This window comes from Variovorax sp. CCNWLW235, assembly GCF_037204085.1.
In the GTDB taxonomy this organism is placed as follows: domain Bacteria; phylum Pseudomonadota; class Gammaproteobacteria; order Burkholderiales; family Burkholderiaceae_C; genus Variovorax.
The window spans coordinates 79,806-95,469 of sequence record NZ_JBBCBW010000015.1 but is presented as its reverse complement, the minus strand read 5'-3'; the positions used below and the strand labels follow the sequence as shown (position 1 = coordinate 95,469).

Sequence of the window (15,664 nt, the reverse complement as noted above, 5' to 3'; positions counted from 1 at the left end):
GATCGGCTACGCGACGGACGTTTTCGACTTCGGAATCGTCCTGCCGCGGCACTTGGGGAAGTTGGCGCAGCCCCAGAAGCTGCCTTCGCTCTTGGTCGACGGCTTTTCGACCATCTTGGTGCCGCAGCTTGCGCAAGTAGGCCGCCAATATTCGCCTTCGTAGGCCACGGCAAGCAATGCGGCTTGCTGCTCGGGCGTGCGCTGGCCGATCAATTCGAGCAGGGCGGCGCCATCTTGTGCATGGATGCCGTTCGCCTTGGCAAACGCCTTGGCGTCGGCAGAGAAAGCTCCGCTAGTCACGTAAGTGCCGCTCTTCAGCTGATGTGAGGCCATCACGCCGAAGAACTCCCGCATCTCCTTCACCCCCACCACTTTGCCTTGCCAGTGCTTGCATTGAACGATGCGCGGCACGTCGCTGTGTTTGGACTGGAGCCAGATGTCGACGCCGCCGTCCGCACCGTGCGATTGGCTGCGCGTAGTGAATCCTGCTTGCGCATAGAGGGCTTCGCACAGGGCCTCGAAGCGGCGCCATTCGATGGCTGCGAGTACGGCTGGGCTCCATTGCTGCGCATGCTGTGGCGCGGGTTCTGAGGGAGAGTGGATCCGTTGCGAAGGGGGTGACGCAAAGGCAGGCTCGCGTCGCGCGGCGCTGGAAGGCGGTGGTGTGGGCTGCGCCACTTTGGCGGTCGGCGGCTGTTGTGCAGTGCGCTTCAGCTCCGGCAGTGCCGCTTTCCGGGCGATGAAGTAGTGCAGCGCCAGCAGCACCGCGCCAACAGCCAGTGCTGCCCAGCCCGCTGGTCGAAGCGCCGGGCCCAGCGTGCCGATGATGGAGCCCTTCATGAAGCTTGGTCCCACCAGCAGCAGGGCTCCGACGATGATCACCGTCCATCCCTTGCCCGCCAGTTCTTTTCGTGCGCGCTCCTGGCGTCGCTCGGCTGTTGTCTGCTTGGCCATTGCCCACCCCTGCTTTTGAGTGGCGCGAGTTTATGAGGAGAGCGGAATTCAGGCCTCAGGGTGAGTACTCAAGCCGCAACAAACAGCGCCGGATCCACCATCGCGCGGTTCAGCATCACCGACCAATGCAGATGCGGCCCCGTCACACGTCCGGTGGCGCCCACAGCCGCAAGCTGCTCGCCAGTCTTCAGCACATCGCCCACTTTCACGTCGACGCGGCTCAGGTGGCAATACATCGTCAGCAGACCGCCGCCGTGGTCGAGCCACACCGTGCCGCCGTTGAAGAAGTAGTCACCCGTATCGATCACCCGGCCCGGCAGCGGCGCCAGCACGGGCGTGCCGGTGCCGGCCGCGATGTCCATGCCGCTGTGCGGATTGCGCGACTGGCCGTTGAACACGCGGCGCAGGCCGAACGAACTGGAGCGGCGGCCCGGCACGGGGATGCGCATCTGCAGCGAGGCATCGGGCCGCAGATCGGTGAACGTGGCCATCACGGCGGCCAGGTGCGCGCGTTCGCGCTCGTAGCGTGCCTCGTCTTCAGGCGATAGGTCGACGGTGCGCGGTGGCACGGTCAGGCGTTGCTCGCGGTATTGCTTGGGCGCCACGGTGTAGGCGATCTGTTTTTCTGCACCGCTGTCGGGGCGTACAACGATGCTTGCGTCGCCCGGCGTGGCTGCGAGTGGAATGCCCACGAGCGCCGTCCACTCGATGGCGTCGCCCAGCACGAGCAATGGCACATCGCCTGAAAAGGCGGCCGGACGCTTGGCACTTGGGCCGAGCGAAAGGCGCGCCACGCCGCCGGGCACCTGAGACGCATGCGGCCAGATTTCGGAGCGCTGTTGCTTCGGCTTCGCAGGGGGCGCCGCATGGACGGGCGTTGCAACAGGCAGCGCCAGCAGGCCCAGCGTGCCGAGCAATGCACGGCGGCGATTCAGCAGAGCGGGCGAGAGGAGGTCGGAGAAATGGGAGCGGTTGCTGCGCATAAGAGATCGAATAAATGAAAGATGTGCCGTGCCGCTGCTGCGCTACTCCAGCCAGGTGCCGGGCGCCAATCCGTCCAGCGTGTGCGGCCCGATTGAAGCGCGAATCAGGCGCAGGGTGGGGAGCCCCACGGCAGCGGTCATGCGCCGCACCTGGCGGTTGCGTCCTTCGCTGATCGCCAGTTCCAGCCACGCCGTGGGAATGCTCTTGCGTTCCCTGATGGGCGGTTGCCGCTCCCACACAGCTGGCGGCTGGTCGAGCAGCCGCGCGCGGGCCGGCCGCGTGAGGCCGTCGTTGAGTTGCACGCCTTCGCGCAGCGCGGCTAGCGCCTCCTCGGTGGGCACGCCTTCTACCTGCACCCAATAGGTCTTCTCCATCTTGAAGCGCGGATCGGCAATGCGCGCCTGGAGTTGGCCGTCGTTGGTGAGAAGCAGCAGGCCCTCGCTGTCGGCATCGAGGCGCCCGGCGACGTAGACGCCGGGAATGTCGATGAAGTCTTTCAGCCCGCGCCAGCGACCCTCTGGCGTGAACTGGCTGAGCACGCCATAGGGCTTGTTGAAGCGGATGAGGCGAGACGGAATTACTTGCCCCAGCTGTCCCGCATGCCCGCGGCGCGATTGAACACCGGCTTGCCGTCGGCATTGGCGTTCGCATCGCGCACGAAGTAGCCATGCCGCTCGAACTGGATGCCGACGCCGGGCTCGGCCTTTGCGAGTGACGGTTCCACATAGGCCGTGCAAGCTTCAAGGCTGGCCTTGTTGAGCTCGTCCATCAGCTCGCCGCTGCCCGGGTTGGCCGCCGCAAACAGCCGCTCATACAAGCGCACTTCGGCCTGCACCGCATCGGCCGCGGCCACCCAGGTGATGTTGCCCTTCACCTTGATGGCGTCGGCGCCGGGTGTGCCGCTCTTGGTGTCGGGCACCAGCGTGGCCTGCACTTCGACGAGCTTGCCGCTCGCGTCCTTGGTGCCGCCGGTGCATTCGATGACGTGGCCGTATTTGAGCCGAACCCTGTTGCCGGGGAACAGGCGGAAGAAGCCCTTGGGCTGCACTTCCTCGTAGTCGGTGCGCTCGATCCACACCTCGCGGCCGAGCTTGAACTCGCGCTTGCCCATTTCGGGGTGGTGCGGGTGCACGGGAGCCGAGCAGTCGTCGAGTACCTCGTCGCCGCCCATCAGCTCGCCCCAGTTGGTAATGACCAGCTTCACGGGGTCGAGCACGGCCATGGCGCGAGGCGCGATGGGGTCCAGGGTGTCGCGCAGCGCGGCTTCCAGGCTGGCGTAGTCGATCCAGCCGCCGGACTTGGTGGTGCCGCTGCGCTCGCAGAACAGCCGCAGCGCCTCGGGCGTATAGCCGCGGCGGCGCAGGCCCGCCAGCGTGGGCATGCGGGGGTCGTCCCAGCCGTCGACGTGCTTTTCTTCGACCAGCTGGCGCAGCTTGCGCTTGCTGGTCATCACGTGCGTGACGTTCAGCCGCGCAAATTCATACTGGCGCGGATGCGGGCTGGCGATGAGGCCGCCTTCGGCCAGGCGGTCGAGCAGCCAGTCGTAGAACGGGCGCTGGTCTTCGAACTCGAGCGTGCAGATGGAGTGGGTGATCTGCTCCAGCGCGTCTTCGATCGGGTGCGCAAAGGTGTACATCGGGTAGATGCACCACTTATCGCCGGTGTTGTGGTGCGTTGCACGCCGTATGCGGTACAGCGCTGGGTCGCGCATGTTGATGTTGGGGCTCGCCATGTCGATCTTGGCGCGCAGGATGGCGGCACCGTCGGGCAATTGGCCGTCACGCATGGCGCGAAAGCGGGCGAGGTTTTCTTCCACGCTGCGGCTGCGGAAGGGGCTGTCGGTGCCAGGCGTGTTGAAGTCGCCGCGGTTGGCGCGGATTTCTTCGGCGCTTTGCTCGTCCACATAGGCCAAGCCGGCACCAATCAGGTATTCGGCGGCGCGGTACATGAAGTCGAAGTAGTCGCTCGCAAAATACTCGTGCGGCTGCAGGGTGCCCGGGGCGCTGGGGCGGTCGGCCAGGTAGGTCTCGTAGCCGAGCCACTTGACGGCGTCGCGGATGGAATCGACGTATTCCTGCTCTTCCTTCTCGGGGTTGGTGTCGTCGAAGCGCAGGTGGCACACGCCGCCGTATTCCTTGGCCAGCTCGAAGTTGAGCCAGATGCTCTTGGCATGGCCGATGTGCAGGTAGCCGTTGGGCTCGGGCGGAAAGCGCATGCGAACCTTGGCCGGATCGGGCATGCCCTGGGCGTGGTGGGCGGCATCGCCGGGCGAGCCACCCCACTTGCGGCCAGAATAGGCACCCTGCGCAAGGTCGTTTTCGATCACGTGGCGCAAGAAATTACTCGGTGCAGCGGCCGTTTTCGCGCTGTCTTTGTCGGTCGGGGAGGTCATTGCGGCATTCTAGAGGGCACCCCCTGGCGGTTACTTTTGGCAACGTTCTTCACATTACGGGGGGCAACCGCTTTGCATTTGGCGCGTTCAATACCTACATGGGCGGGAAACGCCCCAACCAGGAGTTCAAAGATCATGAGCCTCACACGTTCAACCTTCTTCAAATGGGCCGCCGCGGGTGTCGTGGCAGCCGGCGCATTGTTTGCGGCCACTTCGGCCAGTGCCCGCGGCGACGTGAGCTGGTCGGTGGGCGTGGGCCTTCCGGGCGTGTCCGTGGGTGTTGGCGCTCCGGCCTACTACCCGGCCCCGGTTTATGCAGCCCCCGCGCCTGTGTATTACGCGCCGCCGCCCCCGGTGTACTACCGTCCGCCGCCGCCGGTGTATTACCGCCCGGCCCCGGTGTACTACGCACCGCCGGCGTATTACGCACCGCGCTACTACGGTCCGCGCGGCTACTACCGCGGCCATGGCCACGGGCACGGTCATCGCCACTGGCGCTAAGCGGAGGGCCCTTGCGGGCTCCGCCAACTGAAAAACCGGTCCTTCGAGACCGGTTTTTTTATGCGCGCTGCGGGTCCATCGATTTCACATGGCGCGAAACAGATGGCCGTAGAGCCGGCTGACGGGAATTTTTTCGGACCGGCCCTTCAGGTCGAGGTGCAGCTTGCCGGCCTCGTCGCGGTGCACGGCCTCGATGGCCGCGCTGCGCACCACCACCGCGCGGTGCACCTGCCAGAAGACTTCGGGGTCAAGTTGTGTCAGCAACTGCTTCAGCGGCGTGCGGATCAGGTATTCATGCCTGGCGGTCAGCACGCGGATGTACTTGTCGGCCGCCTCGAAGTACAGCACCTCGTCGATGGGAACCATGCGCACCGTGTTTCCACCGGCTTCGCTGGCGGCAATCATGCGAAGCGGAGCGGCGGGAGCGGGCGGCGACGACGCGCCATTGCCCGCGGCGGCCAGCACCTGGCGCCACTGAGCAAGGGTTCTCTCCAGCGCTTCGTCGGCCGCCGCCGGAGCCGGGCTGGCCTGCTGCTGCGTGGCCAACGCCTGCCGGAGTCGCAGCACGGTCTTGCGCAGGCGTTCGGGCTGCACGGGCTTGAGCACGTAGTCGATGGCCTGGGTCTCGAAGGCGCGGGCGGCGTATTCGTCATAGGCGGTCACGAAGACGAGTTGCGGCATGGGCGCTTCATCTGTCGGCCAGCGGTCGGCCAGTTCGGCCGCGGCACCCAGGCCGTCAAGCCCCGGCATGCGAATGTCGAAGAACAGCACCTGCGGCAGCAGCCGCAAGGCGTCGCGCACGGCGCTTCGGCCATCGCCCGCGGTGGCAAGCACTTGCAGTTCGGGCCACGCCGCGGCCAGTTCGGCCTTGAGGGCTTGGGCGAGCAGGGGCTCGTCTTCGGCGATGAGGGCGGTGGGTTTCATGCGGGCGTCGGCAATGGAAAACTCAGTGTGGTGCGGGTTCCGCCCGCGGGCGCTGCGGCCAGGCTCATGCGGCCCTGGTCGCCGTAGGTGGTGGCAAGCCGTTCGCGCACCTGTTCGAGCCCGAAGCCGCCGCCTTCCGTCTCGCGCGGGTGGGCCGCGTCGAGGCCGACACCCGTGTCGCTCACTTCGATGACCAGGCGGCCCGCGTCCTGCCGCGCGCGCACCACGATCTTGCCGCCTTCCACCTTGGGCTCGAGCCCGTGGCGGATGCTGTTTTCAACCAGCGGCTGCAAGAGGAGCGGCGGCACCGGCGTGTCGCGCAAATCTTCGGGCAGATCGAGCGTGTAGCGCAGCCGGGCGCCCATCCGAACCGACATCAGCTCGAGGTAGTCGGCCAGCCGCTCGAATTCGGCCGACAGCGGATGCGCGAGCGCGCGCGAGCCGCTGAGCGTCATGCGCAGGTAGTTGTTAAGCCGGTCGAGCATGGCCACGGCGCGCGGCGGGTCGGCCGTGATCAGCACGCGCAGGTTGGCCAACGTGTTGAACAGCATATGCGGCTCGAGCTGCGTTTCAAGCAGCTTGAGCCGCGCCTCCGTGGCGTTGCGCTGCGCCACATTGAGCTGGCCTTGCATGTGCCTGCTCTTGCCAAGGCTGTAGAAAAAGTAAGAGATGCCCGCGGTGGCCGCCAGCGTGATGCCGATGGTCGAGACCATCTTTGCTTGGCCCAGCTTGTAGAACGCGAACAGCGGCCGGCCGCTCCAGGCATCGCCGATGGCCTGGCCCGCAAAAAAGCCGATCGTCACACTTACCGCCACCAATACGACCCCGCGAACACCGCGCGGCCAGCGGATGGGATCTTGCCCGCTCAGCAGCAGCCGGCCCACGTCGATAAGCAACCAGCTGATGAGCCCGATGGACAACGAATAGACGAGCTGTTCGCTCCAGGGGCCGCCGCCCGATGCGGCGATGGCCGCCGCGATCACACAGCAGCAGGCCGCGGTGATGAGGCCGTGCCGCAGCAGGTCGCGCAGGTTCTCGGCCAGCGAAACGACCCGGGGAGCGGCAGCAGGCGTCAAGAATTGCCTCCATGGAGCGCGCGGCGTTCGCGCTCCACCAGCCGGTCGTAAAAGCTGCCGCCGGGCGCAATGAACCAGATGACCGCGCCGTGAATCAGCAGGCCCAGGCCCCAGCCCATGAGCGGATAGATCGCCCAGGTGTGGCCGCGCGATGCGGAAAGCGCCACCAGCCCGAGGTTGACCAGCACGTAGACCAGGGCATGGATGTACCAGCCCATCTTGGCGCCGGCGCGGCGGCGGGCGAGTTTTTCGACGTCGCGGGTGGAAGGGTTGGCTTGTGTGGTGTTCATGACGGTTCTCCAATAAACGAATGGGTCGAATGGTCTGGGGCAGTCGATGAATCGGCTGGCGATCTTAGGCCGCACGGGCTTGCACGGCCATGGCGTCGGTGCGGATGGCCAGCTTCCAGAGCCGCACGGCGCGCCCCGCGAAAATGCCGCTGAAGGCGCCGTACAGCATCGGAATTGCGACGGCGAAGCTGGCCTGCTGGCGCAGTTCGGGGTGCATGGCGAGGGACACGCCCACCGCATACTTGGTGAAGAAAATGCCCATCATCAGCACCAGCGGCACGGCGCTGCCGGCCACATGAAACTCGCGTGCGGCACGGTCATAGCGCGTGGTGGCGCGCAGGGGCTGCTGAAGCACCAGCAGCACCAACGCGGCGGCGGCCACGGCCCAGCCGAGCAGGGCACCCGGCGAATCGCCGAAGGCCGAGATCACGCCCGCCAGCGAAAGGCCGGTCATGGCAATGGGCATCACGGTCACCTTGGCCAGGCTGACTCGGCCGGTCAGCAACTGCCTGCAGCCAATCCACAGGAGCAGCGCAAAAACGGCAAAGACCCACTTCGGGGTATGAAGAATGATCTGCAGCAGCATGGCGTTTCTCCTGGGTGAAAAGATGATTCGATGGGCCGGACTGTGCCGGCGCACCCGAGCCGGGGCCACGGGTCTGCGACGAAATGCGGGGCGGGCTCGCGGAATGCAGCCAACGGGCGCGAAACGCTCCGTTTTCCGAAGCTTTACCGATGCTTTACGGTTCATAAGACAGGAGCGCTACGATCCAGCGCTCCACTAGCGGCCGTACTTGCGCATTGCCACATCACACATGGAATCACCGAACTCCGAGCCTTCTTCCGGCGATTCGCCTGCTGTTCAACCGGTACACCCCGCCTCGTCTCCGCCGGCCCGACCGCCTTCGCGCCGCCGGCTCTGGCTTGGCAGCCTGATTGCGCTGCTCCTGTTGCTGCTGCTCGGAGGCGGCGCCTGGTACCTCATCAACCGCAAGGCCAGCACCGCCGGCGGGCCGGGCTTCGGCGGCGCGACCGTCACGGTCGGCAATGCGCTGGCGCGCGAGATCGAGCTGCCGGTGACCATCGATGCGCTCGGCACCGTCACGCCGCTCGCAACCATCACGCTCAGGGCGCAGGTGGGCGGGGTGCTCACCGAGGTGCTTTTCACCGAAGGGCAAACCGTTGCCAAGAACCAGCTGCTCGCGCGCATCGACCCAAGGCCCTACGAGCAGGCGCTGATGCAGGCGCGCGGCACGCGCCAGCGCGACGAGGCGCAGCTCGAGGCCGCGCGCGTCACCCTGGCGCGCTACCGCACGCTGCTGGCGCAAGACTCCATCGCCCGGCAAGACGTGGACACCCAGGCCGCGCTGGTCCGGCAGCTCGAAGGCACGGTCACCACCGACCTGGCCGCCGAAGCCGCCGCCAAGCTGAACCTCGACTACACCCGCATCACCGCGCCGGTGGCCGGCCGCATCGGCCTGCGCGCGGTGGACGCGGGCAACACCGTCACGGCCAACGCAACCACGGGCATCGCGGTCATCACGCAGATGAACCCCATCGACGTGCAGTTCTCGGTGCCGCAAGACCGCGTGCCCGACATCCAGGCGCAGCTTGCCAAGGGCGAGCCGCTGCCGGTTACCGCGTTCGACCGCACCCGCGCGGCAACGCTCGACGCGGGCTCCTTCTCCACGCTCGACAACGTGGTCGACACCACCACCGGCACGGTCAAGGCCAAGGCCCGCTTCGGCAATGCGCAGACCACGCTGTTCCCGAGCCAGTTCGTCAACGTGCAGATGCTGCTGCGCAAGGTGCGCGCGGTGGTGGTGCCGGTTACGGCGGTGCGCACCGGCCCCAATGGCGACTATGTGTATGTCATCAACCAGGACCGCACCGTCTCGATGCGCCAGGTGAAGCGCGGCGAGGCAAATGTCGATGTGGTGGCCATCACTTCAGGCCTGAAGGCCGGCGAAAACGTGGTGACCGAAGGCGGCGACCGCATCAAGGACGGCGCCGTTGTTCAGCTGCAGGGTGAAAGGCCGGCCATGGGCCCGCGCGGTGGCGCCTCGGGGCCCCGCGGTGCGGCATCGGGCCCGCGCGGAGAGCGCGGCGAAGGCGGTGGAGAGCGGCGGCGCCAGCGCCCGCCGCAATGAAGAGCATCGGCATCAACCCACGGAACAAGCGAGCGCGTTCGCGATGAGCCCCTCACGCCCTTTTATCGATCGGCCGGTGGCCACGGCGCTGCTGATGGTGGCCATTGTGCTGGCCGGCTTCGTGGGCCTGCGGCTGCTGCCGCTGGCCGCACTGCCGCAGGTCGACTACCCGACCATTCAGGTGCAGACCCTCTACCCCGGCGCCAGCCCCGAGGTGATGAGCCGCACCGTGACCGCACCGCTCGAGCGCCAGTTCGGCCAGATGGCCGGGCTCAACCGCATGAGCTCCGTGAGCTCGGCGGGCGTGTCGATCGTCACGCTGCAGTTCGCGCTCGACCAGACGCTGGACGTGGCCGAGCAGCAGGTGCAGGCCGCCATCAACGCCGGCGGCTCGCTGCTGCCGGCCGACCTGCCGGCGCCGCCCGTGTACGCCAAGGTGAACCCGGCCGACGCGCCCATCCTCACGCTGGCCGTGAGCTCCGAAACCATGCCGCTCACCGAGGTGCAGAACCTCGTGAATACGCGGCTCGCGCAGAAGATCAGCCAGGTGAGCGGCGTGGGGCTGGTGTCGCTTTCGGGCGGGCAGCGCCCGGCCGTGCGTATCCAGGCGGACACCAACGCGCTGGCTTCGGTGGGCATTGGCCTGGACACGCTGCGCAGCGCCATCACCGCGGCCAACGCCAACAGCGCCAAGGGCAGCTTCGACGGACCGCGGCGGGCCTACACCATCAACGCCAACGACCAGCTCGTGACGGCGGACGACTACAAGAACCTTATCGTCGCCTGGAAGAACGGCGCGCCGGTGCGAATGAACGACGTGGCGCGCGTGGTCGACGGCGCCGAGAACACGCAGCTGGGCGCTTGGGCCGCCCTGCGCGTGGGCGAGCGGGAACCCGTGCTGTACCCGGCCATCATCCTGAACGTGCAGCGCCAGCCCGGCGCCAACGTGATTGGCACGGTCGACGCCATCAAGAAGCAGTTGCCCGAGCTCGAGGCCTCGTTGCCGGGCTCGCTGAAGGTCGAGGTACTGAGCGACCGCACCACCGGCATCCGCGCATCGGTCTCGCACGTGCAGCTCGAGCTTGGGCTGGCCGTGGTGATGGTGGTGCTGGTGATCTTCTTCTTCTTGCACAGCGTGCGCGCGACCATCATTGCGAGCCTTGCGGTGCCGATCTCGCTCATCGGCACCTGCGGGCTGATGTACCTGCTGGGCTACAGCCTCAACAACCTGAGCCTGATGGCGCTGACCATTGCCACGGGCTTCGTGGTCGACGATGCGATCGTGATGATCGAAAACATCGCGCGCTACCTGGAAGAGGGCGATCCACCCTTCAAGGCCGCGCTCAAGGGCGCCACGCAAATCGGCTTCACCATCATCTCGCTCACGGTGTCGCTCATCGCGGTGCTGATTCCATTGTTGTTCATGGGCGACGTGGTGGGCCGGCTGTTCCGCGAGTTCGCCGTTACGCTGGCCATCACCATCCTGATTTCCGCCGTGGTGTCGCTCACGCTGGTGCCGATGATGTCGGCGCGCTGGCTCAAGCCGCAAGCCGAAGAGGGCGGGCGCTTCGGTGCAAGCGTGCAGCGCTTTTTCGACCGCGTGATTGCCCGCTACGACGTGTGGCTGCAATGGGTGCTGCGCCACCAGCCGCTGACGCTCGTGGTGGCGGTGGCCACGCTGGCGCTCACGGTGCTGCTCTACATGGTGATTCCGAAGGGGCTCTTTCCCACGCAGGACACCGGGCAGCTGCAGGCACGCATCGAAGCCGCGCAAGACGTGTCGTACACGCGCATGGCCGAGCTGCAGCAGCAGGCCGCCAACGCCATCCTGGCCGACCCCGAGGTGGCCAGCGTGAGTTCGGTGGTGGGCGTGGATGCCGCCAACAACACGGCGCTGAACACCGGCAGCATGCTCATCAACATGAAGGCCGACCGGGGCAACCAGGAAGCCACCATGCAGCGCCTGCGCGAGCGGGTGCGGGCCGTGGCCGGCGTCACGCTGTACCTGCAGCCTACGCAAGACCTGACCATCGACGCCGAGACGGGCCCGACCGAATTCCGCGTATCGCTCGAAGGGGTGGACACCAACACCGTCGACACCTGGGCCCAAAAGCTGGTGGAGCGCCTGCGCTCCGAGCCGCTGGTGCGCAATGCCACCACCAACGCGGGCGCCAAGGGCCTGGCCGCCTATGTCGACATCGACCGCAACACGGCGTCGCGCCTGTCGGTCACGGCCAGCTCGGTGGACGACACGCTCTACAGCGCATTCGGCCAGCGCATCGTCTCGACCATCTTCACGGAGACCAACCAGTACCGCGTGATTCTCGAAGCGCAGCGCGAAGCCCTGGCCTCGCCGCAGCTGCTGGGCAACCTGCAGCTGCGCACCGGCAGCGGCGCGCCGACCACGCTGTCGTCGATTGCCACGGTGCGCGAGCAGTCCGCGCCGCTGCAGGTCACGCACGTGGCGCAGTACCCTGCGGCCACGGTGGGCTTCGACACGGCCGAGAACGTGGCGCTCGGCAAATCGGTGGCGGCCATTCGCGCGGCGGCAAAAGAAATCGGCATGCCTGCGAGCATGACGATGAGCTTTCTCGGGGCGGCGGGGGCCTACGAAAAGTCGCTGTCCAACCAGCTGTGGCTCATTCTGGCGGCGGTGGTGTGCGTGTACATCGTGCTGGGCGTGCTGTATGAGAGCTACATCCATCCGCTGACGATTCTCTCGACGCTGCCCTCGGCCGGCGTGGGCGCGTTGCTCGCGCTCATGGTCACGGGCAACGACCTGGGCGTGATCGGCATCATCGGCATCATCTTGCTGATCGGCATCGTGAAGAAGAACGCGATCATGATGATCGACTTTGCCATTGACGCCGAGCGGCGCGAGGGCAAGCCGCCGCAGGAGGCCATTCACCAGGCGGCGCTGCTGCGCTTCCGGCCCATTCTGATGACCACGCTGGCGGCGCTTTTCGCGGCGCTGCCGCTGATGTTCGGCTGGGGCGAGGGCGCAGAGCTGCGCCGGCCGCTGGGCCTGGCCATCTTCGGCGGGCTGGTGGTGAGCCAGGTGCTCACGCTCTTCACCACGCCGGTGGTGTACCTGGCCTTCGACCGCATGGGCCGCCGGTTCGGACGCAAGCGGGAGGCTGTGGCCGAATGAACCTTTCCAGGCCTTTCGTCGAACGCCCGATCGCCACGGTCTTGCTGACCGTCGGCATCGCGCTGGCCGGGATTGCGGCGTTCTTCGTGCTGCCTGTGTCGCCGCTGCCGCAGGTCGACTTTCCGACCATCTCGGTAACCGCCAGCCTCGCGGGTGCGAGCCCGAGCACCATGGCTTCGAGCGTTGCCACGCCGCTGGAGCGGCGTCTGGGCGTGATTGCGGGCGTGAACGAACTCACCTCGACCAGCTCGAACGGCTCTACCCGCATCAGCCTGCAGTTCGACCTGAAGCGCAACATCGACAGCGCCGCGCGCGAGGTGCAGGCGGCCATCAACGCGGCGCGGGCCGACCTGCCGGCCACCTTGCGCAGCAACCCGACCTACCGCAAGCGCAACCCGACGGCTGCGCCCATTGCCATCCTGGCGCTCACCTCCAAGACGCGCACGCCGGGGCAGATCTACGAGGCCGTGTCCAACATCGTGAGCCAGAAGCTCTCGCAGGTGGAAGGCGTGGGCGAGGTCGAGATCGGCGGCGGCTCGCTGCCTGCCGTGCGGGTAGAGCTCGAACCTTTCTCGCTCAACCGCTTCGGCATCAGCAGCGAAGACGTGCGCGCTGCCATCCAGGCCAACAACGCCAATCGGCCCAAGGGCGCCATCGAGAACGACGACCGCCGGCTGCAGATCTACACGCCGTCGCCGGGCCGCCACGCCGTGGAGTACCGCGACATGGTCATTGCCTGGCGCAACGGCGCGGCCGTGCGGCTGGGCGACGTGGCGCGGGTGATCGACAGCGTGGAGAACACGCGCACGCTGGGTCTCTTCAACGGCCAGCCCGCGGTGATCGTGCTGGTGACGCAGGAGCCCGGCGCCAACATCATCGAAACCGTGGACGGCGTGCGCGAACTGCTGCCCGAGCTGCGCGCGCAGCTGCCGCAGGACATTGAGGTGCAAGTGGCTTCGGACCGCACCAACTCCATCCGCGCCTCGCTGCGCGAGATCGAGGCCACGCTCATGATTTCGATTGCGCTGGTGGTGCTGGTGGTCGGCCTCTTCTTGCGCAAGGCGCGGGCCACCATCATTCCGGCGGTGGCCACGGTGGTGTCGCTGCTCGGCACCTTCGGCGTGATGCACCTGCTGGGCTACAGCCTCAACAACCTGAGCCTGATGGCGCTCACGGTGGCCACCGGCTTTGTGGTCGACGACGCCATCGTGGTGCTCGAAAACACCAGCCGCCACATCGAGGCCGGCATGGGCCGCGTGGAAGCCGCGCTGCGCGGTGCGCGCGAGGTGGGCTTTACCGTGCTGTCGATCAGCCTCTCGCTGGTGGCGGTGTTCATTCCGCTGCTGTTCATGGACGGGCAAATCGGCCGGCTGTTCCGCGAATTCGCGGTCACGCTGTCGGTGTCGGTGCTGATCTCGCTGGTCATATCGCTCACCACCACGCCCATGCTCTGCGCCATGCTGCTCAAGCCCGAGGAGCCCGATGCCAAGCCGCCGGGGCGCCTGGCGCGCATGTCGGAGAGCGTGTACCAGTGGAGCCTGCGCACCTATGCGCACAGCCTCGACTGGGCGCTTGCGAGCAAGGCCGTGGTCATGGTGGTGCTGCTGGCCGTGGTCGGCCTGAACTTCTACCTGTTCGCCGCCATTCCCAAGGGCTACTTCCCCGAGCAGGACAACGGACAGCTGAATGCGGGCCTGCGCGCGGACCAGAGCATTTCGTCGGTGGCGCTGAGCGAAAAGCTGCGCCAGGCGGTCGACATCATTCACAAGGACCCGGCCGTCGATTCCGTGGTGGGCTTTGCGGGCGGCAGCCGCTCCGGCGGCGGCTTCATGTTCGTCAATCTCAAGCCACTCTCGCAGCGCACCGAAAAGACCGCAGCGGTCGTCAACCGGCTGCGGCCGCAGCTCAACCAGCTGACCGGGCTGCGCGTGTTCTTGAGCCCGGTGCAAGACCTGCGCATGGGCGGGCGTTCGAGTAATTCGACCTACCAGTACACGCTGAAGGGCGACAACCTTGCCGACCTGCGCACCTGGACCGCGAAGCTGGCCGACCGACTGCGCCAGGAAACCGCGCTCACCGATGTGGACAGCGATCAGGCCGACAACGGCGTGGAAACCTTCGTCGACGTCGACCGCGACAGCGCCGCGCGGCTTGGCGTGACTTCGAGCGCGGTCGACAACGCGCTCTACAACGCCTATGGCCAGCGCTCGGTCGCCACCATCTACGACGAGCTCAACCAGTATTCCGTCATCATGGAGTGGGCGCCGCGCTACCAGCGCGCGCCCGTGGTGCTGAAGGACCTGTACGTGCCTTCGACGCTCACCAGCAGCACCACCGCGAGCGGCACCACCACCGTGAGCTCGCTTGCCAACACCACCGACGCGAGCACCGGCACATCGACCACCACGTCGGCCAATCCGGGGCTGCGCACCGCTTCCACGGGCCAGGCGCTGGCGGCCAACACCACGCTCATGGTGCCGCTCTCGGCCATTGCCAAGGTGAGCGAGCGGGCGGTGCCAAGCTCCATCGACCACCAGGACACCGAGCTCGCGAGCACCGTCTCGTTCAACCTGGGCGAGGGCGTCACGCTGCAGGATGCGCGGCGCATCGTTGCGCAGGCCGAGGCGGACATTGCCATGCCCGTGAATGTGCGCGGCAGCTTCCAGGGCACGGCGCTGGCGGCGCAGCAATCGCAAGGGCAGCAGCTGGCGCTCATCGTGGCGGCCATCGTGGTTATCTACATCGTGCTGGGCGTGCTGTACGAGAGCCTGATCCACCCGATTACCGTGCTCACCACTCTGCCTTCGGCGGGCGTGGGTGCGGTGCTGGCGCTGCTGCTGTTCCGCATGGAGTTTTCGATCATTGCGCTGATCGGGCTCTTCCTCCTGATCGGCATCGTGAAGAAGAACGCCATTTTGATCATCGACTTTGCGCTCGAGGCCGAGCGCGCGCGCGGCATCTCGGCCGTGGAAGCGGTGCGCGAGGCATGCCTGCTGCGCTTCCGGCCGATTCTCATGACCACGCTGGCCGCCGCGCTCGGCGCGCTGCCGCTGGCCATCGGCTTCGGCCAGGGCTCCGAACTGCGTCAGCCGCTGGGCGTGGCAATCATCGGCGGCCTGGTGGCGAGCCAGCTGCTTACGTTGCTGACAACGCCTGTGGTCTATGTGCTGCTCGACAAGCTTCGCCGGCGCTCCGGCAACGAGCGCCACCTGAGCCGTGCCGCAAGCTCGCCGACATGAACA

Annotated in this window: 12 protein-coding genes; 4 read left to right on the top strand and 8 right to left on the bottom strand. The window is 66.9% G+C overall.

Annotated features, from left to right (window positions below; all coding sequences use genetic code 11):
- Window positions 1-6 precede the first annotated feature (6 nt).
- The 4 genes from V9L21_RS17375 to V9L21_RS17360 all read right to left on the bottom strand — a co-directional run bounded on the left by V9L21_RS17375 (window position 7) and on the right by V9L21_RS17360 (window position 4,330).
- Window positions 7-954: a restriction endonuclease gene (locus V9L21_RS17375; protein ID WP_337313936.1), complete on the bottom strand. Its 948-nt coding sequence runs from the start codon at window positions 952-954 to the stop codon at window positions 7-9.
- A gap of 68 nt (window positions 955-1,022) precedes the next feature.
- On the bottom strand, window positions 1,023-1,937 hold the full coding sequence (locus tag V9L21_RS17370) for a peptidoglycan DD-metalloendopeptidase family protein (protein WP_337313934.1): 915 nt from the start codon (window positions 1,935-1,937) through the stop codon (window positions 1,023-1,025).
- Between the two features lie 42 nt (window positions 1,938-1,979).
- A complete protein-coding gene (locus tag V9L21_RS17365) occupies window positions 1,980-2,516 on the bottom strand; it encodes an rRNA large subunit pseudouridine synthase E (RefSeq protein WP_337314021.1) in 537 nt (178 codons plus the stop codon).
- Window positions 2,516-4,330: a glutamine--tRNA ligase/YqeY domain fusion protein gene (locus V9L21_RS17360; RefSeq protein ID WP_337313932.1), complete on the bottom strand. Its 1,815-nt coding sequence runs from the start codon at window positions 4,328-4,330 to the stop codon at window positions 2,516-2,518. The genes V9L21_RS17365 and V9L21_RS17360 overlap by 1 nt, the downstream gene beginning before the upstream one ends.
- A 135-nt stretch (window positions 4,331-4,465) precedes the next feature.
- On the opposite strand from V9L21_RS17360, the gene V9L21_RS17355 reads away from it, so the two are divergent.
- The gene (locus V9L21_RS17355) at window positions 4,466-4,831 is read left to right on the top strand and encodes a hypothetical protein (RefSeq protein WP_337313930.1); all 366 of its coding nucleotides are present in this window, start codon (window positions 4,466-4,468) and stop codon (window positions 4,829-4,831) included.
- A gap of 84 nt (window positions 4,832-4,915) precedes the next feature.
- On the opposite strand, the gene V9L21_RS17350 is transcribed toward V9L21_RS17355, so the two are convergent.
- The 4 genes from V9L21_RS17350 to V9L21_RS17335 form a co-directional block, all read right to left on the bottom strand.
- Entirely contained in the window at window positions 4,916-5,755 is an 840-nt protein-coding gene (locus V9L21_RS17350; RefSeq protein WP_337313929.1) for a LytR/AlgR family response regulator transcription factor, read from the bottom strand.
- Entirely contained in the window at window positions 5,752-6,831 is a 1,080-nt protein-coding gene (locus V9L21_RS17345) for a sensor histidine kinase (RefSeq protein WP_337313926.1), read from the bottom strand. Before V9L21_RS17345 ends, V9L21_RS17350 begins: the two co-directional genes overlap by 4 nt.
- A complete protein-coding gene (locus V9L21_RS17340) occupies window positions 6,828-7,121 on the bottom strand; it encodes a 2TM domain-containing protein (protein ID WP_337313924.1) in 294 nt (97 codons plus the stop codon). Before V9L21_RS17340 ends, V9L21_RS17345 begins: the two co-directional genes overlap by 4 nt.
- Window positions 7,122-7,185: 64 nt before the next feature.
- On the bottom strand, window positions 7,186-7,707 hold the full coding sequence (locus V9L21_RS17335) for a DUF6622 family protein (RefSeq protein ID WP_337313922.1): 522 nt from the start codon (window positions 7,705-7,707) through the stop codon (window positions 7,186-7,188).
- Between the two features lie 229 nt (window positions 7,708-7,936).
- On the opposite strand from V9L21_RS17335, the gene V9L21_RS17330 reads away from it, so the two are divergent.
- Genes V9L21_RS17330 through V9L21_RS17320 form a run of 3 tightly spaced genes read left to right on the top strand, consistent with a single transcriptional unit; the run spans window position 7,937 to window position 15,661 of the window.
- Window positions 7,937-9,271, top strand: coding sequence for an efflux RND transporter periplasmic adaptor subunit (locus V9L21_RS17330; RefSeq protein ID WP_337313921.1), 1,335 nt, complete (start codon window positions 7,937-7,939; stop codon window positions 9,269-9,271).
- A 43-nt stretch (window positions 9,272-9,314) separates the two neighbouring features.
- Complete coding sequence (locus V9L21_RS17325) at window positions 9,315-12,422, top strand: efflux RND transporter permease subunit (RefSeq protein ID WP_337313919.1); 3,108 nt, start codon at window positions 9,315-9,317, stop codon at window positions 12,420-12,422.
- Complete coding sequence (locus V9L21_RS17320; protein ID WP_337313917.1) at window positions 12,419-15,661, top strand: efflux RND transporter permease subunit; 3,243 nt, start codon at window positions 12,419-12,421, stop codon at window positions 15,659-15,661. The genes V9L21_RS17325 and V9L21_RS17320 overlap by 4 nt, the downstream gene beginning before the upstream one ends.
- Window positions 15,662-15,664 lie beyond the last annotated feature (3 nt).

Coding starts and splice junctions, on each gene's coding strand:
- V9L21_RS17375 (WP_337313936.1), bottom strand. CDS start 954: ATGGCCAAGCAGACAACAGCCGAGCGACGCCAGGAGCGCGCACGAAAA.
- V9L21_RS17370 (WP_337313934.1), bottom strand. CDS start 1,937: ATGCGCAGCAACCGCTCCCATTTCTCCGACCTCCTCTCGCCCGCTCTG.
- V9L21_RS17350 (WP_337313929.1), bottom strand. CDS start 5,755: ATGAAACCCACCGCCCTCATCGCCGAAGACGAGCCCCTGCTCGCCCAA.
- V9L21_RS17360 (WP_337313932.1), bottom strand. CDS start 4,330: ATGACCTCCCCGACCGACAAAGACAGCGCGAAAACGGCCGCTGCACCG.
- V9L21_RS17340 (WP_337313924.1), bottom strand. CDS start 7,121: ATGAACACCACACAAGCCAACCCTTCCACCCGCGACGTCGAAAAACTC.
- V9L21_RS17330 (WP_337313921.1), top strand. CDS start 7,937: ATGGAATCACCGAACTCCGAGCCTTCTTCCGGCGATTCGCCTGCTGTT.
- V9L21_RS17335 (WP_337313922.1), bottom strand. CDS start 7,707: ATGCTGCTGCAGATCATTCTTCATACCCCGAAGTGGGTCTTTGCCGTT.
- V9L21_RS17320 (WP_337313917.1), top strand. CDS start 12,419: ATGAACCTTTCCAGGCCTTTCGTCGAACGCCCGATCGCCACGGTCTTG.
- V9L21_RS17325 (WP_337313919.1), top strand. CDS start 9,315: ATGAGCCCCTCACGCCCTTTTATCGATCGGCCGGTGGCCACGGCGCTG.
- V9L21_RS17355 (WP_337313930.1), top strand. CDS start 4,466: ATGAGCCTCACACGTTCAACCTTCTTCAAATGGGCCGCCGCGGGTGTC.